The organism is Anaerophaga thermohalophila DSM 12881 (assembly GCF_000191885.1).
Taxonomy (GTDB): domain Bacteria; phylum Bacteroidota; class Bacteroidia; order Bacteroidales; family Marinilabiliaceae; genus Anaerophaga; species Anaerophaga thermohalophila.
This window is the reverse complement of sequence record NZ_AEWI01000206.1, coordinates 1-18,394: the sequence shown is the minus strand read 5'-3', so window position 1 is coordinate 18,394 and position 18,394 is coordinate 1. Positions and strand designations below refer to the sequence as shown.

At 43.4% G+C, this 18,394-nt stretch carries 11 protein-coding genes, 2 tRNA genes and 1 pseudogene; 5 read left to right on the top strand and 9 right to left on the bottom strand.

Annotation, left to right across the window (positions count from 1 at the left end; all coding sequences use genetic code 11):
- The 3 genes and pseudogenes from ATH1_RS0117990 to ATH1_RS0117980 all read right to left on the bottom strand — a co-directional run.
- A pseudogene (locus ATH1_RS0117990) lies at positions 1-1,294 on the bottom strand (protein translocase subunit SecDF); the annotation flags it as partial.
- 265 nt (positions 1,295-1,559) lie between these two features.
- Positions 1,560-3,977 carry an ABC transporter permease gene (locus ATH1_RS0117985; protein WP_010421996.1) on the bottom strand — a complete coding sequence of 806 codons (2,418 nt, stop codon included), beginning with the start codon at positions 3,975-3,977 and terminating at the stop codon, positions 1,560-1,562.
- A gap of 399 nt (positions 3,978-4,376) precedes the next feature.
- A complete protein-coding gene (locus ATH1_RS0117980) occupies positions 4,377-5,057 on the bottom strand; it encodes an ABC transporter ATP-binding protein (RefSeq protein WP_029164104.1) in 681 nt (226 codons plus the stop codon).
- Positions 5,058-5,465: 408 nt separating this feature from the next.
- Between ATH1_RS0117980 and ATH1_RS0117975 the strand changes: the two genes are divergently transcribed.
- The 3 genes from ATH1_RS0117975 (at position 5,466) to ATH1_RS0117965 (ending at position 8,688) form a co-directional block, all read left to right on the top strand.
- The gene (locus ATH1_RS0117975) at positions 5,466-6,842 is read left to right on the top strand and encodes a sigma-54-dependent transcriptional regulator (protein WP_010422000.1); all 1,377 of its coding nucleotides are present in this window, start codon (positions 5,466-5,468) and stop codon (positions 6,840-6,842) included.
- A complete protein-coding gene (locus ATH1_RS0117970; protein WP_010422002.1) occupies positions 6,832-8,193 on the top strand; it encodes a sensor histidine kinase in 1,362 nt (453 codons plus the stop codon). The genes ATH1_RS0117975 and ATH1_RS0117970 overlap by 11 nt, the downstream gene beginning before the upstream one ends.
- A gap of 132 nt (positions 8,194-8,325) precedes the next feature.
- Entirely contained in the window at positions 8,326-8,688 is a 363-nt protein-coding gene (locus ATH1_RS0117965; protein ID WP_010422007.1) for a four helix bundle protein, read from the top strand.
- An 88-nt stretch (positions 8,689-8,776) separates the two neighbouring features.
- Here the strand turns inward: ATH1_RS0117965 and ATH1_RS0117960 are convergent, their stop codons facing one another.
- The 6 genes from ATH1_RS0117960 to ATH1_RS0117935 form a co-directional block, all read right to left on the bottom strand.
- Positions 8,777-9,442, bottom strand: coding sequence for a redox-sensing transcriptional repressor Rex (locus ATH1_RS0117960; protein ID WP_010422010.1), 666 nt, complete (start codon positions 9,440-9,442; stop codon positions 8,777-8,779).
- Positions 9,443-9,575: 133 nt separating this feature from the next.
- A tRNA-Val gene (locus ATH1_RS0117955) sits at positions 9,576-9,650 on the bottom strand.
- Positions 9,651-9,691: 41 nt separating this feature from the next.
- Positions 9,692-9,766 (bottom strand) — tRNA-Val (locus ATH1_RS0117950).
- Positions 9,767-9,825: 59 nt separating this feature from the next.
- Positions 9,826-11,112, bottom strand: coding sequence for a bifunctional folylpolyglutamate synthase/dihydrofolate synthase (locus ATH1_RS0117945; protein ID WP_010422012.1), 1,287 nt, complete (start codon positions 11,110-11,112; stop codon positions 9,826-9,828).
- 140 nt (positions 11,113-11,252) lie between these two features.
- Complete coding sequence (locus ATH1_RS0117940; protein WP_010422014.1) at positions 11,253-12,206, bottom strand: AEC family transporter; 954 nt, start codon at positions 12,204-12,206, stop codon at positions 11,253-11,255.
- Positions 12,207-12,775: 569 nt separating this feature from the next.
- Complete coding sequence (locus ATH1_RS0117935; protein ID WP_029164202.1) at positions 12,776-14,956, bottom strand: glycoside hydrolase family 3 N-terminal domain-containing protein; 2,181 nt, start codon at positions 14,954-14,956, stop codon at positions 12,776-12,778.
- A 981-nt stretch (positions 14,957-15,937) separates the two neighbouring features.
- Here ATH1_RS0117935 and dinB point away from each other — a divergent pair.
- Both dinB and ATH1_RS19965 read left to right on the top strand, forming a co-directional pair.
- Positions 15,938-17,080, top strand: a complete 1,143-nt coding sequence (dinB, locus tag ATH1_RS0117925) for a DNA polymerase IV (protein ID WP_010425019.1) — start codon at positions 15,938-15,940, stop codon at positions 17,078-17,080.
- Between the two features lie 2 nt (positions 17,081-17,082).
- The coding region (locus ATH1_RS19965) for a PHP domain-containing protein (protein ID WP_010425017.1) at positions 17,083-18,394 on the top strand (1,312 nt) is incomplete at its 3' end.

Sequence of the window (18,394 nt, the reverse complement as noted above, 5' to 3'; positions counted from 1 at the left end):
TGTTCATAGACATCTCTATCTCATATTGTCCCTGCTGATTGGTAACCGCCCGTGCACCGGAGACGGCATCTCCTTCTAATGGCGGACGCCCGTCATGGCTGGTCACCTTCAGTGCTATCAGTTGAAACAGTTCATCATTTTCGTCAAACTGCTGATTGGTCCAGTATTGAGCCTCTTCTGCAGGAATTGGTTTTACCGTCCAAAGGAATTTAACATCACGCGGTAGAAGTGATTGTACCTCTTCGAGAGCAAGATAACTGTTAACCTTACCGGTATCACGGGAAGTTGCAAGCCCCACTACAGGACTATTCGGACGCCCACTGGGAGCAAGATAAGTAAAGAGTGAAGTTACGCCTTCCTCCCCGGCATCAACATCCAGTGTATCGCTTTCTATTTCGTCGAGTAATGCCAGATCGCTTCCCTCTTCGCCCTCTTCCAATGAAACTTCAGGTTTCACTTCTGTTGTATCCGCATTCGCCTTTCTGACAGCTTCAATCTCAGCCGTTAACTGATTAACGCTTATCAGACTTTCAAAAATTTCCTCCTGATTGTAAGTTTCCCAAAACTCCAAATTGGCAGTGCCCTGTAACAGGTCCTTAACCCGTTCCGGATCGCCGACTCCGGGAAGTTCTATAAGAATACGGCCTGTCTGGTCCAACCGCTGAATATTGGGTTGCGTTACCCCAAAACGGTCGATACGTGTACGAAGAATATTAAAGGCATTATCAATAGCGCCCCGGGCTTCTTCCCGGATGACGCGAAGGACTTCTTCGTTGGTAGAATTGTAATCAACTTTATCCCTTAATTCAACTGTATTAAAAATAGCCGCCAGGCGACCTTCGGGAGCGACCTCTTCAAAAGCTTCCCCAAAAAGTGTTATAAAATCCCTGGTAGAATTTTTCTCTCTTTCGCGGGCAAGCTTCAATGCTTCGATAAAAGCTTCGTCCTGATTGTAATTGGAAAGCGCTTTGATTATATCCTCAACCTGAACTTCAAGAATAAGGTTCATTCCGCCTTTGAGGTCGAGTCCGAAATTAATTTCACGCTCTTTACATTCCTGATAGGTATATTCCCTTAATCCGAAAAGAAAATTATAAACTACCTTATTCTTCATGGAATCGAGATAGTTGAACCGGTATTTACTAACCAGATCGGGATCGTCCCCGCCACGCTGTTTGGCATATACCTCAGCCTGTTTTTCAACCTCGCGGGTCTGAAATGTAAAGATCAACTGATACAAACTAACCAGTGCCAAAAGAATGGCAAATAGTCTGATCGCTCCTTTGTTCTGCATTTGTAGGTATTTTTTTATTTCAAAATCACATTCCTGAGTCAGCCGATTAAAAGTTCATTTTTACCAATCTGATTGTTGCAGCGAATTTTCAAAATCTCATTAACAAAAAATTAACTTCGGTTAAAAATCCTCTGCACCCCGACGTTGACAAAACAGCTATTTAAGAAGCAGACTCATTACTTTTTTCTAAACGCGCAAATATATCGATTTTTTTTAAAACCATTTGGTTTTGTGAAGTTAAAAGTATGGTAAAGGAAGACTTCGTTCAGAACTGATGCAAAGACATCTGTTTCCGGAGTTTTCTCACTCCATAGTAAACAATCCCGGCAGCAATTCCGGTAAGTAAAACAGCAGAAACAACGAAACAAAGATAATCCGAATAATAATGAACACTAAACGTCTCTAACCAAATATTCAAAAGGATTTGTGAAACGGGCAGAGCCAAAACAACACCTGCCAAAACAAATCTCAGATAACCACGGAAAAGGCTAAGGATAATATGAAAATCAGGAAATCCGGTAAGCTTGCGCAGGAAGAAACCATGACGCCGGGTCGCTATTAAAAAAGAGACCAAACCTGTCATCCCCAATGAAGCCATTATTACCACCAAAACAGCAAATGCTGTGGCAAGGGAACTATAACGGTAATCCTCACGGTAAAAATTATCGAGGCGCTCTGCTATCAACCCGCCCAGAAAAGGAGCGCCTGTGCCTGAACGATCCCAAACCTCTTTTATCCGACGATAAACAGAACTGTAATCAATATCCGAATAACGCACCAGAAGGCTGCGGGGAATTTCATGACTTTGAACGGGAACAAACATGGCCGGTCGCAAAGTATTCTTGAGACTTCCCATGTATACATTTTCGATAATTCCCGTTATAGGATATTCTTTGATATCGCCCCCTCCTGAAGCCATGGTCTGAAGTTTTTGCCCATCGAGTTTACTGATGTTCATCATCGATGCAGCTTCCTCATTAATCAATATCCGGCTGGTATCATTACAATGCACCTTTCCGCTTTTTATTTTGGCCTGTAAAGTCTCAAAAACAGTACAATCAACATAAAATACTGAAAGAAAATATGTCCTGGTACTATCTTCTGCCAGGTTAAAAGACATTATAGAGACAGGCTCGCCCGGATTGGAATACATTTTACTCACATGCGAAACGCCATCAATCTTGCTGAGTTCGCTAATAACCGAATCAACATCCTCGCCTAAATAGCGTGCTCTTTCAATGAGAACAAGATTTTGAGGATCAAACCCAAGATCATAATTTTTCACAAAATTCATTTGCCGCCACATTCCTATCGCAACCGCACAAAGCACCACGGCCACAAATACCTGAATAAAAACCAAAGCCCCTCTGAACCATATTCCCGGATAAGATGAGAACGTATTTTGTCCGGTGTAAAGATGCACCGGCCTGATCCCGGAAAAAACCAAAGCCGGATAAAGCCCCGACAAAACCCCTACCAGTAAAGTACCCACCAAAACCCAGGACATATTGATTTGTTCCCGATAGTTCTGATCCAAAAAATCCATCCGGAAAAGATCACTAAAATAAGGCAGAAGTAATTCAACCAAAACAAGCCCTAAAAAGAGTGCTATAAAACTAAACAATACCGACTCACTGATAAACCGGGCAACCAGACTGCCTCTTCTCGCCCCGAAAATTCGCCTGACTCCTGCTTCCCTTACCCGGTCCAACGCCCGCGAAGTTGTCAGATTCATAAAATTAAACGCTGTTACCAATAAAATAAAGAATGCTATCCCCAGAAATATATATACATATAAAGGACTTGTGGTTTCCCCTATCTCAAAATCGCAGTTCGAAAAAAGATAGATATCTTCCAATTTCTGAAAATGATAATTCAGATAAGTTTGTGACAGGGGATCGAACAACTCATCACGTTGTTCTTCCATTTCAGTTTGAATTTCCGAATTAAATCGGTCGGCAAGTAAATCGGCTTCCGTACCGGGTTTGGTTTTTACATAAACATAAGTAATCAGGGAAAACCAACTTTCTTCAATCTCCTGATAGCTCTGACCGTAATGTTCCTTTAACTGCTTTTCAACTATCCGGTATGGTAAAACAATATCATATTTAAAGTGACTGTTATCAGGAACATCCTGATATACACCTCTTACCACAAATGTATCCGTTTCGTTGATGCGAATGATTTCGCCAATAGGGTTATGGTTTGCAAACAATCTGGAAGCCGCCGATCTGGATATAGCAATTCCTGTTGAATCGGAAAAGCAATCTTTTGCATCACCCAAAACAAATGGCCGGAAAAACACCGAAAAGAAAGAGGAATCGGCAAAAATAATATCCGACTCGTAGGCTTTGGAATAATCACTTTGAACGGGTTTTTCAGAAGTATCAATAATCCTCGTCAATGCAGAAACCCCGGGATACTTTTGTAATTCGGAAGCCAGTACCATTGGCGTAAGAGCTACATCAACATATTCATTTTCAAGCTTTCCTTTCGATACTACACGATAAATATTATCGGAATCCCGGTAGTGCTTGTCGTATGAAAACTGATAATAAACATATTCCAGCACAAAAATACTCATTGCTATCCCCACCGAAAGCCCGAAAAGAATCAGCAAAGAAAAGCCCCGATGCAAAAACAATGTCCGGAACGATGTATTTATATAACTCCAAATGCGCATAAATCAATTTGTGTGTGTAATAAACAAACCTCTTTAATTAGTGCCCGCCTAAAGTCGGGAAAAGTTGTAACAAATCATGTGTCTGTTCAGAAAGTGCCGGTTGCAAGGCTTGCGAAGCCGCCAAAATACTCATTTACGATAAGTAAACTCCGTTTTTGGCTAACGCAACAAATATTACTTTACAATACTCCGTTAAACTTTTCCAGATGTCTGGTAATTAACTGCTTACACAATTAATGGCACAAACCACTATTCTCTCATAATAAAACTTTGCGTCGTTGGGTCTCTGCGTTTCGGCTTTTTTAAACTGACTATTTACTTTATGGACAGAAACTAATCAGTCTAAGTTATTGGCCAAAAAGAACTCATCCCGATTACCCGGGACTCGTTTCAATTCTGTCATCGCCCCTCTGTGGAATGAGTAATCACGTGACCATCAAACAGCTGGATAATGCGTTGCCCATGTCTGGAATTATCTTCAGAGTGAGTAGCCATCACAATTGTCGTTCCTTCCTCGTTGATCTGACGAAACAATTCCATAAACTCTTCGCACTCACCGGAACTTAAGCGGCCACAAGGCTCATCGGCAAAGATAATATCTGGCGAGGAGCTGCAAGCCCTGGCAAGCGCAACCTTTTGCCGGGTCAGGTTACCAAGTTTGGAAGGATACTGACGCTTCAAATGAGTTAAGCGGAAACGTTCCATCAAATCATTAACGATATGTTTCTTCTCCTTACGTTTAAACGGTAAATATTGTAGTGGCAATTCAATATTTTCCGAAATTGTCATATCCTCAATCAGATAAAAGTTTTCGAATACAAAGGCAATATGTTTGCGCCTTATTTTATCCCTTTCAGACTCTGAAATACGGGCAACTTCTGTGTCTTTAAAATATATTTCACCCCCCGAAGGGGCATCAACCAATCCCAACAAACCGAGCAATGTGGTTTTTCCGCTTGCCGAGGGCCCTCTGACAACTACGAATTCGCCTTCATTGATATCAATATTGATGTTTTGCAAAGCATATCTTACGTGTTCCCCACGTTGATAAAATTTTTGTATGTTTCTTGTATGTATCATAAATCCAAAAAAATGTTCAATGCCGGACACTAAATGTACATTCGCGAACACCATGATGATTTCCATAGTGCTACGTCAAATAAAAAACCGTTAAAATTAAAAACTTGCAGGAAGATTAAAGGTCATTGCCTTGACATTATCTTGAGGCCGTTTTAAAATATATCACAAATCCGGCCAAAAACAACCATCAATTGATATACAATACTTTGAACGAATCTTAAAGCGCTTTTCTGCTTCTAAAGACATAAAAATTGTCCGTTAACGAACAATTTTATCAAAGACATGGACAATTTTTTAATACATTTGAAACGAACATGACAGAGATTGTCACAACTTGTGTCTGCCTGCCCCTATGATTCGGGCTTCTCTCGGAAACAGTTAATGTATAAAATTAACTAAATTAATGCTATGGCCACAAAAACCGGAAAAATTCTTGCAGTTGACGATAACACCGATATTCTGTTTGCTTTAAAATTATTGTTGCGTCCGCACGTAGAACTCATCACCACGGAAACCGATCCGGAAAATATTCCTTCGCTGATGAAAGAGACAGACTACGATGTGATTCTACTGGACATGAATTTTACCCAGGATGCCATCAGTGGTAAAGAGGGATTCTACTGGCTCAACAAAATACTTGAGATTGATCCGCAGGCAGTGGTTCTGTTTATCACTGCATACGGGGATGTGGAAAAATCTGTACAGGCCATTAAAGCAGGCGCTACAGATTTCATTATCAAACCATGGCAAAACGAAAAGCTTCTGGCCACTATATCTTCGGCTATTAAGCTAAACCGTTCGCGCCGTGAAGCCTCCGACCTGCGCGAAAAACAAAAAGAGATCAACACCATCATGGATCAGCCCTTCGCCGATTTCATTGGTGCTTCTCCGGGAATGCAGCAGGTTTTCAGTACCATAAAGAAGGTGGCCGGAACCGATGCCAATGTTTTGATACTGGGTGAAAACGGAACCGGAAAAGAATTGGTTGCAAGGGCGCTTCACCGTAACTCATTGCGAAAAGATGAAGTATTCATCAGTGTAGACCTTGGGGCACTCAGTGAAACACTTTTCGAAAGCGAGCTCTTTGGACATGTCAAAGGGGCATTTACCGATGCCAAAGCTGATCGTCCCGGACGGTTTGAACTCGCCTCGGGAGGAACCATCTTTCTTGACGAAATTGGAAACCTCTCTCTTCCGATGCAGGCAAAACTGCTTACAGTGCTCGAACGAAGAGAAGTTACACGAGTAGGAGCCAATAAACCCAAATCCATCGACATAAGACTCATTAGTGCAACCAATATGCCATTGAAACAAATGGCTGCAGAAGACCGCTTCCGACAGGACCTTATTTATCGTATCAACACGGTAGAAATTGAAATTCCCCCACTTCGGGAGCGTCCGGAAGATATTCCCCTTCTGGCAGAACATTTCCTGAAAATATTTGGCAAAAAATACAATAAAAAAATCAACAAACTCAGCAATCAGGTTATCAAAAAGTTCCGTTCTTATCCATGGCCGGGAAATGTTCGTGAATTTCAGCATGTGCTGGAGCGGGCCGTCATAATGAGTGAATCGCCCAATCTCGACGAAAACGATTTCCAGCTTTCATCTCACGGTGGTACTGCCGACTCTTTCGAGTTTGATACCTACAACCTGGAAGAAATAGAACAGAAGGTTATTGAAAAAGTCCTGCGCATGCATAGCGGTAACATTTCCAAAGCCGCATCCGATCTGGGACTGACTCGTACATCACTTTACCGGAGAATGGAAAAATATGGGCTTTAATAATTTCAGAACCAATTATATCATCCGGACAGTTTTGCTGACTGTCTCTATCTTCGGGTTCAGTTACCTGTGGTACAACACCAGTCTCACCATGACTCTTATACTGGTGGGACTTCTCATTGTTTTCCAGGTGGTGGCCATGATATTTTATGTTGACCGCACCAACCGTGTACTTAACAATTTCCTTGAATCCATTCGCTACTCCGATTTCACCCGAACATTTCAGGTTGAAAGTCTTGACTCATCGTTCGATAAGCTCAAAAAATCGTTCAATGAAGTGATTAAAGATTTTCAGGCGGTCAGGGCCGAAAAGGAAGAGAACTATTTTTACCTGCAAACAGTCATTCAGCACATCGGAATTTCCCTTATTGCTTTCCAGAAAGACGGCAAGGTGGAACTGATCAACAATGCGACAAAAAAACTATTTCAGGTACGAACGTTACACAACATACAAGGATTACGTGAGTTTAGCCCGGACATCGTCCAAAAGCTTCTGACAATCAAGCACGGAGAGAACACCCTGGTGCGTGTGCGGGAAAAAGACGACCTTTTGCAACTGGCCATCTATGCCACCGAGTTTCGCATTCACAACCGCAGTATTATGCTGGTTTCTATCAAAAACATCCAGCAGGAACTCGATGAAAAAGAAATGGAATCGTGGCAGAAACTTATACGGGTGCTCACACACGAAATCATGAACTCCATCACCCCGATATCTTCTCTCTCATCCACGATCAAGCAGCTGATACAAAATATCATTGATTCACTCGAAGCCCGGAATGTGGAACAAGAAGATACCGAATCGCTGAAGGAGGTAGAGCAGGCTCTGCAAACCATTCACAAACGAACCGACGGATTACTCCACTTTGTCAATACTTATCGCAACCTGACTAAAATACCCACCCCGAACTTTACTATTTTCAAAGTATACCATCTGCTCAACAATATACGGGAGCTCCATGAAAAAGAAATTAAGGAAAAAGGTATTACCTGCAAAGTGATCGTGGAACCCGAATCACTGGAACTATCAGCAGACGAGCACCTGATTGAACAGGTGTTGATAAACCTCGTTAAAAACGCCATTCATGCGCTCGAAAACAGGGAAAATCCCCGGATCGAAATCAAGGCCTTTCTCAACCGGCGCGGACGTATCACCATTCAGGTAACCGATAACGGCAAAGGCATACTGCCCGATGTTCTGGACAAAATATTCATCCCGTTCTTTACCACAAAGCCTCAGGGTTCCGGAATTGGTCTCAGCCTGTCGCGACAAATTATGCGACTGCACAGGGGAAGTATCAACGCGTATTCCGAACCGGGAAAAGAAACCACGTTCTCTCTGACTTTTTGAGCTGTTGAGGATTGAGCTGATGAGGATTGAGCTGGTGAGGATTGAACTGATGAGGATTGAGCTGATGAGGATTGAGGGTTGAGGGATGAGCTGAAATATCCAAATATTATTATACCATTAAAACCCTAATTTATGAGTGATTTCAATCGGAAGTATTGCAAAAGATCAAAGGCCTTTGCCATTGAAATTATCAAGTTTTATGCATCGTTGCCAAAGCTTGCCCAACACCAAATGATTGGCAAACAACTTTTTCGCTCAGGAACTTCTGTTGCAGCAAATTTCAGAGCAGCAGCCAGAGCAAGATCCGAGAAAGAATACTTTTCAAAACTCAGCATTGTAGTGGAAGAATGCGATGAAACGCTTTTCTGGATTGAACTCTTAGAGGAAAGCGAACTAATGACATTAAATCAAACAAGTCATCTCAGGAATGAATCAGAAGAGTTATTAAAAATCTTTGCCTCAACAAGAAAAAAGATAGGTGAAAGATTAAAATAGCTGGTGAGGGTTGAGGGGTGAGCTGATGAGGATTGAGGGGTGAGAAATGAGCTCATCAGCTCACCAGCTCACCAGCTCACCAGCTATACTAATATTTTTTTTCGTCTTGCTTAATTTCGTGAAGCCGGTTAAACATTACGGCCAGATGTGCATACAAGGAAGTATTCTGAACCACAACATCGTCGGGGGTTTTAATTCGGACAGGGGTAAAGTTCCAGATAGCGCGAATACCTCCTTCCACCATTAAATCAGCTACCTGCTGGGCACTTTCGGTGGGGACGGTCAGTATGCCTATTTCCACACCTTCTTCGCGCATAAGCTTAAAATCGTCGATGTGATGAATGGGAACATTAACGATCTCGCGACCAACCACGGCAGGGTCTATATCGAAAGCTTTTACAACATTAAGGCCGTACTGTTTAAGGCCGTGATCGTGCAATAAAGCCCGACCGAGACTTCCGGCACCAAAAAGGAAAGCTTTATCTACCATCCTGAATCCAAGGAAATCTTCAAGTGCATCGATCAATGGTTCCACTTCATATCCGACACGGGTTTTGCCGGTGATACCGGTATAAGAGAGGTCCTTGGTTACCTGTGTGGGGTCGACCCCCATATCACCGGCAATATTGGTTGAAGAAATGTATCGGTCGCCTTTACGGGAAGCAATTTTCAGATAAGCCAGATAACATGGCATACGGCGTAAGGCAGGTTCCGGGACGGGAAAACTTCTCTTTTTGTTACTTCCTTCTTCCATGTCAGATTTTTATTTAAACCTGGTTGTTAAGATACAAATTTAATGAAGTTTTTCATTAACGAAAGAAATCATTAAATAAAAAGGACCTTTCTACTTTAAACAAAAAAAAGGACCTTTCGAGGTCCTTCATAGGTGGGCGATAATGGATTCGAACCATTGACCCCCTGCTTGTAAGGCAGGTGCTCTGAACCAGCTGAGCTAATCGCCCTGTTGAGAAAACAGTGTCAAACTTTCTAAAAGTGATTGCGGTGGGCGATAATGGATTCGAACCATTGACCCCCTGCTTGTAAGGCAGGTGCTCTGAACCAGCTGAGCTAATCGCCCTGTTTTCTCAAAAGCGATGCAAATATAGAAGAGTTTTTTTCAACCACCAAACAATAAAGTCATTTTTCAAGCGCCTCAGCGACAATAAAAGTACTCCCTCCAATGAAAATCAAATCGTTATCTGATGCATTTTCGCGGGCAGCAGCCACCGCCGCGCTGACATCGGGGTAAGTTTCTCCTTTTAATCCTGCCTCCCCGGCCAGTTTGCCCAGAATGTGTTCATCCATTGCACGAGGGATGGATGCACGGGTAAAATAATAAAGTGCATTCTGAGGGAGAAGCTTCATAATTCCCTGCACATCCTTGTCGTCGACCATCCCCCAAACTATGTGGGTTTTATCAGCCGTAATCAATTTCAATTGTGCTGATATCCGCTCTATTCCGTCGGCGTTATGGCCGGTATCACACACCACCAGAGGCTTGCGGGATATAACTTGCCATCGGCCGGCCAGTCCTGTTTGCTCCGTTACTTTTTCTATGCCTCGATGGATTGCAGAATCGGTAACAGAATAACCTGCCTCTCTCAGCTCTACAACCGATGCCAGCACTGTCAGAAGATTCTCCTGCTGGTAATTTCCCAGCAACGGCAATCTGAATGTCCCGGAAAGAGCATCGGAAGCCACCGATATATGTTGAAAAGTGTCATCCTCCCGCACTTTTTTTAAACCGATCATCTGTGAAGCAAAGTAAATCGGCGATTTCATCTCCTTTGCTTTTTGACAAAAAACATCCGCAATTTCTTCCTGCCGGCGCCCGATTACAACCGGAACATTGTTTTTGATAATACCTGCCTTCTCCCCTGCAATAGCGGAAAGTGTATTTCCCAAAAACATGGTGTGATCCATCCCTATATTGGTGATCACCGACAAGTCGGGTGTAATAATATTTGTTGAATCCAACCGGCCGCCAAGACCGACTTCTATAACTGCCACATCAATTTCAGCCCTGTAAAAATAATCGAAAGCCAGAGCCACCGTCATCTCGAAAAAAGAAGGATGAATACGGTCTATGATGTCACGGTTAACCGCAACAAAATCTGTCACTTCCTTTTCAGGTATCATCCGGCCATTGATACGGATGCGCTCCCTGAAATCTAATAAATGAGGCGATGTATAGAGGCCGGTGCGATACCCGGCACTTTGTAAAATGGAGGCCAGCAGATGTGAGACACTCCCCTTTCCGTTGGTACCGGCAACATGAATTGTCCTGAAACGCCGGTGAGGATGACCAAAATGATTGTCCAGTTCAAGCGTATTTTTCAAGTCGGCTTTGTAGGCAGCCTTCCCGCTGCGCTGATACACAGGCAACTGCTCAAAAAGATATTTAATGGTTTCCTGATAAGTCATTGTTTAATAAGATTGTCTTCACAAAAGTCGGAAATTTTAATCAAAAACAAATGTTGTTGCTAAACGGTGACACAGATGAAAAAGACAAGATATTATTCTCTATGCTCCATGCTGCCATGCCCCATGCTGCCATTCCACCCTCAAACCGCCGTAGTAAGAAAATATACAACAGGAAGAGTAAGAAGACTAAGGACAGTAGTGAAAAACACATTTTCAGAAGCAAGGTCATCGGCAGCGCCATAAGCCTTTGCCATTATCACTATCATACTCATACATGGCATAGCGGTTTCAAGTACGATTATGGTGCCGGGCATATCGCCAAAATCAATTCCAATCTGTTTTACAAAAAAGTTAATTATCAGCAATAGCACAAAAGGAATTAACAACAACTTATTGAAGCTCAAAACATAAATATCGTAACGTTTGAGTATCCCCTTCAAATTTGTTCCTGCAAGTGTAGCTCCAATATACAATAGTGCCAACGGACTGGTAGCATTCCCGATTGTTCGAAAAGGCTGATATACCAGATATGGTAACTGAAACTGAATAAAGAAAAGCAATATCCCGACAGCAAATGCAACCGTATTGGGATTTAGCAGGTTATTAAAGCGGTCACGCACCGGCACATCCTTCTGTCCCTTAAGACGAAATACCGCATAAGTCCATTGCATAAAACTGGATACCATATAATAGATGGAAGCATACAATAAGCTTTCCCCCTCGGGGTATAAAGCGGCTATCAGCGGAAAGCCCAGGAACACAATGTTTCCAAACATGGTATGCAACTCATGCACAACAGCTGAACGGTTGGGTAAACGAAACAGCCGGGAAGACACTTTACCAAAACCATACATCAAAAGTATCGACACAACGGTAAACACTAATGCCCACCATCCATTGACAAGCACCTCATGCGACATCTCCATCCGGGAAATCGTAGTGACGATCAATAACGGTAACGTAATGTTAAAAACCAACCTTGAGATAGCATAACGTATCTGCTCAGTAATAATTTTGGCCCAACTGCCAACCGTACCTGTTAATACAATCATGCCTGCAATGACAACCTGCTCTGCAATAACCTGTGACTCCATATATGAAGAAAATTAAGCTGTAAAAATCGGAATTTTTTGGAAGAAAAAGTAAAAGTATCTGTAGTTCGATCTTAACCAAACAAGGGATTGTTGGAGAAAAGTCGCCGAAAGGCAGAAGATAGAGCATGGGACATAGAGCATGGGGCATGGGGCATGGAGAATAAAGCGGGAAATATTACTCCAATAAATCGGACAAACTAAATCAGTAATCTGACGATCTATTGTATGATGAAATACTATAATCCAAATTTTTGCAAACAAGCAGCCGTTTGCCTGCAAAAATTCAGGTATAATTAGTGTCTGTCCATAAAGTGCCATTTACTGTGTTACGCTTGCCGCCAAAATACTCATTTACGAAAAGTAAACTGCGTTTTTGGCGGCTTCGCAAGCCTTGTAAATGACACTTTCTGAACAGACACATGATAAGTAGGAAACTTTCCCTACTTTATAGACAGGCACTAATTAGTGTCTGCCCATAAAGTGCCAGCTGCAAGCGTAAAACAGCAAATGGGACTTTATGGGCAAACACTAATTTACAATCTGTAAACGGGCATTTATTTCGGATATGATTACAACACTTCAAAACGACCTGTTAAACCTTCAGCAGCACCAAGTTCATCGTTCACTTCCGAATAACTTGATCCGCCAATATAGATTTTAAATTCCCCGGACTCCAGTATTTTCTCACCATTATTGTCCACTATCTTCATCATATCCGGGGTAACAGTAAATTCGATCTTTGTGCTTTCGCCGGCGGCCAGGCCAACTCTTTTAAAACCAATCAACGATTGTTTGGGAACATTAACGGATGCTTCTACATCGGTAATATAGAACTGTACAACTTCATCGGCATCATATTCGCCTTCGTTGGTTAAATCAAAGCTAAGTCTCACCGACTCTCCTGATTTTACTTTGTTGCTCTCCAAAGTCAAATTACTGTAAGTAAAATCGGTATATGAGAGTCCGAATCCAAACGGAAACTGAGGCGAAACTTCCATATACCGGTAAGTTCTGCCTTTCATATCATAATTCTCGTAAGGAGGCAGATCATCTACCGATTTAACAACTGTTACAGGCAGACGACCGGATGGAACAGCATCGCCAAAAAGCACATCGGCCACGGCTTTCCCTCCTTGTTCGCCGGGGTACCATACATAAAGTAAGGCATCGGCCATATCATAAATCTCAGGGAGTGAAATGGCACTTCCCGAAGTAATAACAACCACCAGTTTCTTTGCACTGGCACGAATTCGCTTCAAAAAATCGATCTGGTTTTGTGGCAGTCTGGTACGTTCCCGGTCACCTCTATGTTCTGAAGCAATAGCCTCACCTTCTTCACCTTCAATTAGCTGAGATATCCCCAGGCACGCTACCGTCACATCGGCACTGGCTGCTGCCCCCGAAAACCAATCCATGGTGTTACGGTTGGCTTCATACAACAAAGCCCCCTGCCTGTATTGAACAGACGTTTGCGGACTCACTTTTCCGACAATGCCTTCAAGAATGGTGGTCATATCCTCGCTGACGCCGTAATAATTGGCCAGTAATGCCTGCACGTGAGTAGCCGTCGGGCCTGTTACATAAACTTTTTTGACATCCCTGGCAACCGGAAGTGTGTTTGCTTCATTTTTCAGAAGTACAACAGACTTTCTGGCTGCTTCAAGTGCCAGTTTCTGATGCTCTTTTGAGCGTATCACGTCAGTACTAATCGTATCATACGGCACAGCGCCTTCGGGCGCAAAAAGTCCCAATCGAAGACGTGTTTTAAATAATTGTTTCACCGACCTGTCAATTTCTTCTTCCGTTGTCAGGCCTTTTTCGAGAGACTTTAACAACGAAGCATAAGTGTCTCCACAATTCAGGTTACATCCGGCATTAAGAGCCATTGCTGCAGCTTCTTCCGGCGTATCCACAATTTTGTGCCCGGTATAAAAATCCATGATGGCGCCACAATCGGAAACATAATATCCGTCAAATCCCCATTTTTCACGGAGTACTTCCTGCATCAGATAAGGGTGTGCACAACAGGGATCGCCGTTGGTTCGATTATACGCCCCCATTACACCTTCCACCCCGGCCTCTTTAACCAAAGCTTCGAAGGCTGGCAGATAAGTTTCCCACAAATCTTTCATGCTGACTTTCGCATCGAATTCGTGTCGCAATGCTTCGGGTCCGTTGTGAACGGCATAATGCTTAGCCAAAGCGGCCACTTTCAGATATTTGGGATGATTCCCCTGCAATCCTTTTACAAACGACACACCAATTCTGGAGGTCAGAAACGGGTCTTCACCATAAGTTTCCTGACCGCGTCCCCAGCGGGGGTCTCTGAAAATATTGACATTGGGCGTCCAGAAGGTCAATCCCTTATATTGTCCGCGATAACCATGTTTCGAAAATACATTGTATTTGGCCCGGGCCTCTGTACTAATGGCATCTCCAACGCGGTACACCAGCGTGGTATCCCATGTAGCTGCCATACCAATAGCCTGCGGAAAAACCGTGGCTCTTCCGGCACGGGCTACACCGTGTAAACACTCATTCCACCAGTCGTATTCCGGTATCTCCAGCCGGTCAACTGCAGGAGCAGCATTCATCAGCTGGTTTATTTTTTCTTCAACGGTAAGCTGTTTTACTATACATTCCGCCCTCTCATCCAATGAGATATCCGGATTCCTGAAGGAACAATCTTCCTGTGCTTTCAACGAAAACGAAAAGGTAAAAGCCATTAATAGCCATAGAGTTTTTTTCATGATATTATGTTTTAATTGTTTAGTCTGATTAATTAGTATCTGTCCATAAAGTGCCGGTTGCAAGGCTTGCGAAGCCGCCAAAAACGGAGTCCCGATATATCGGGATGAGTAATTTTCGAACCAATGCAACATAGTAATTGGTACCTTATTTACACAATACTCCGTTAAATATTAACCCGCTGATAGTTAATTATTTGTGAGACTAAAAAGAACGACTATATCTCTCACAAAAAGACTTTGCGTCATCGCGTCTCAGCGTTTAGACTTTTTTTACAGATTATTGTGAAATCTTTCATCAGTATAAAATAAGTCTGAGTTATTGGTCTGATGGAACTCGCATGCAAGAACTTATACATATTCTTGTTGTGGTATGCCTTGTCAGGCCCGTTTTATCTTACATCTTACCATCTTAAATCTAATAATCTATTAATCTATATTAAAACATTCTTTGTCATGTTCGTTCCAATTGCTTTAAAATCAGCATCTTGCATTTAACCGAATATTTATGCTAAATTCTGATTTGCAACACCATCGCATTCATCTTACAACTTCTTACAACTAATATCTGAAAATCGAATAATCCATTGTAATCTGCTGCACTGATAAAGATACCAAAATTACGCAGTTTTATTGAAAGGTTGAAAACAATCCTCCTGGTAATTCTTAAAATGTCGAAACGATTAAACATTATTTTAAGGGGCTTTGAGTTTTACCTGTTTTATTCCACGCTGAGAACGCAAAATTAAAGGAACTCAAAAATTGCAAAGAAAATAATTCCCGATCAAAACCGGGAAACGGAATCGTTCAGTTGGATTATAGTCTTTCTTGCCTTTTGCGTGCTAATATTTTGCGGCTTTTGCGTGGGAAATTTTACCAGCACTTCAAAATATAGCCGTGGGAACGCATATAAATTTTTCTTTTTTACACCAATTTATTAAATTGTAATCACCAAAAAGATTAATTAATAATCAAAATCAATATATGAATCCTGATAACCGGCACATTGTACACTTCGATCTGGACACATTTTTTGTTTCGGTAGAGCGATTACTCAACAGTCGTCTTCAGGGGATGCCTGTCATTGTCGGCGGCATGTCCGACCGGGGAGTGGTAGCAGCCTGCAGCTACGAAGCCCGCCGTTTTGGTGTGCATTCGGCTATGCCAATGAAACTGGCCAGGCGACTTTGTCCGCATGCATTCTATGTACGCGGCGATATGGAAGAATACAGCCGCTACTCACGTATGGTTACTCAAATTATTGATGAATCGGCGCCGCTTTACGAGAAAGCTTCGATCGACGAGCATTACCTGGACCTTACCGGCATGGATCGTTTCTTCGGATGCCTGAAATGGAGCCGGGAGTTACGAAATAAAATCATGCGCGAAACCGGATTGCCCATCTCTTTTGGTCTGTCTGTCAATAAAACCGTCTCAAAAATTGCCACAGGCGAAGCCAAACCAAACGGTGAAAAACAGGTGCTTTTCAATGAAGTACGCCCGTTTTTACGGCCCCTGTCCATCCGTAAAATTCCCATGATCGGACCGGCCACTTACAAGCTGCTGCGTTCCATGGGAATCGATCGCATCGAGACCCTCGAAAACATGCCTCCTGAAATGTTGCGTCATGCCCTCGGGAAAAACGGCATTGCCATCTGGCAACGAGCCAACGGCATCGACCCTACCCCGGTAGAACCTTACACCGAACGAAAATCCATCAGCAGTGAACGCACCTTCGACCAGGATACGGGAGATATGAAAATGCTGACGGCCCACGTTGTCAAAATGACCGAGAAACTGGCTTACCAGTTACGCGCCGGCGAGAAGCTGACAGGGTGCATATCCGTAAAAATCAGATACAGTGATTTTGATACCCGAACCCTGCAAAAAATGGTGCCTTACACATCGTTTGATCATCTGCTGATCCCGGTTGCCAAAGATTTACTAAAGCGGCTCTACACACGCCGTGTCAGAATACGCCTGATCGGAGTGAGGTTATCCCATCTGGTAAGTGGTGCCCCGCAACTCGATCTTTTTGATGATACCCCCCGGCAGGTACAACTTTACAGGACACTGGATTATGTACGTCATCGGTTTGGGGCCGGAGCTGTTGGAAGAGCGATTTAACAATGATCATTGTTCATTCATATTACAGTCTCCGTTTCGGGACGCTCTCCCCCGAAGAGCTGGCGGCCAGGGCTGCAGAGCAAGGGATTAGTGTGCTCATTCTCACCGATATCAATAACACAACCGGCATTTTTGAATTTGTAAAAGCGTGTCGCAAAAACAACATTACCCCACTGGCAGGCATCGAGTTTCGAAACAACAACAAATGGCTTTATACCGGCATTGCAAAAAACTTCAAGGGGTTTGGCGAGCTAAACCGTTTTTTAAGTCATTACAGGCTGCAGGGATTGCCGTTGCCCGATAAGCCACCCGCATTTGAGAATGCTTTTATTGTATGGCCCTGGGGCAGCCGGCAGCCTTCCGAATTGAACGACAATGAATACATCGGCATCCGCCATTTTCAGCTAAAGCAATTGCTCACTTCTCCCTGGCGAAACCGTCAGGATCGCCTTCTCATCTGGCAACCGGTGATTTTTGCCAATCGCCGGGGAATGGAACTGCACCGCCACCTGCGAGCCATCGACCGAAACACCCTGCTCGACCGTCTGACTCCTGGTGACATGGCATCTCCTTACGACTGGATGGTGCCGCCGGCCAAACTAATGAAAGCTTTCGCCGACCACCCCGAAATTGTGAAAACAACAGATAACCTGTTAAGCCGGCTCTCTTTTGACTTCGACTTCAAAGGCAGTAAAAACAAACAAACCTACACAGGGAGCCGGCATGATGACGAGCTTCTGCTCGCCCAACTGGCAATGGACGGCCTCCGACAACGGTACGGGAACAACGTTGCAGTGGCACAACAAAGAGTAGAAAAGGAACTCTCAATCATCAGTAAAATGGGCTTTGCAGCTTATTACCTGATCGTGTGGGACATCATCAGATATTCCCTCTCCCGTGGATTTTATCATGTGGGACGAGGCAGCGGCGCCAATAGTGTAGTCGCCTATTGCCTGAAAATAACAGATGTGGATCCGATTGAATTAGATCTCTACTTCGAACGTTTTCTGAATCCCAAACGCACCTCTCCGCCCGATTTTGACATTGACTACTCCTGGCGTGAGCGCGATGAAGTTCAAAATTACATTTTCAAACGCTATGGTAATGCGCACACGGCGCTGCTGGGTGCTGTTTCGACCTTTCAGGCACGGGCAGCCATTCGCGAACTGGGAAAAGTATACGGATTGCCGAAAGAAGAAATTGACCAGTTGGTAGCCCGTCCGGCAGGCTTTGAACCTGACACTGTCGGAAAAACATCCTTCAAACGGGACAACAGATGGCCGATTTTCCCAATCTACGCACCGTTCATGCCGG

Excerpts from the sequence above, each read along its gene's own strand:
- dinB (WP_010425019.1), top strand. The coding sequence starts at position 15,938 with ATGAATCCTGATAACCGGCACATTGTACACTTCGATCTGGACACATTT.
- ATH1_RS0117970 (WP_010422002.1), top strand. The coding sequence starts at position 6,832 with ATGGGCTTTAATAATTTCAGAACCAATTATATCATCCGGACAGTTTTG.
- ATH1_RS0117945 (WP_010422012.1), bottom strand. The coding sequence starts at position 11,112 with ATGACTTATCAGGAAACCATTAAATATCTTTTTGAGCAGTTGCCTGTG.
- ATH1_RS0117940 (WP_010422014.1), bottom strand. The coding sequence starts at position 12,206 with ATGGAGTCACAGGTTATTGCAGAGCAGGTTGTCATTGCAGGCATGATT.
- ATH1_RS0117975 (WP_010422000.1), top strand. The coding sequence starts at position 5,466 with ATGGCCACAAAAACCGGAAAAATTCTTGCAGTTGACGATAACACCGAT.
- ATH1_RS0117965 (WP_010422007.1), top strand. The coding sequence starts at position 8,326 with ATGAGTGATTTCAATCGGAAGTATTGCAAAAGATCAAAGGCCTTTGCC.
- ATH1_RS0117985 (WP_010421996.1), bottom strand. The coding sequence starts at position 3,977 with ATGCGCATTTGGAGTTATATAAATACATCGTTCCGGACATTGTTTTTG.
- ATH1_RS0117935 (WP_029164202.1), bottom strand. The coding sequence starts at position 14,956 with ATGAAAAAAACTCTATGGCTATTAATGGCTTTTACCTTTTCGTTTTCG.
- ATH1_RS0117960 (WP_010422010.1), bottom strand. The coding sequence starts at position 9,442 with ATGGAAGAAGGAAGTAACAAAAAGAGAAGTTTTCCCGTCCCGGAACCT.
- ATH1_RS0117980 (WP_029164104.1), bottom strand. The coding sequence starts at position 5,057 with ATGATACATACAAGAAACATACAAAAATTTTATCAACGTGGGGAACAC.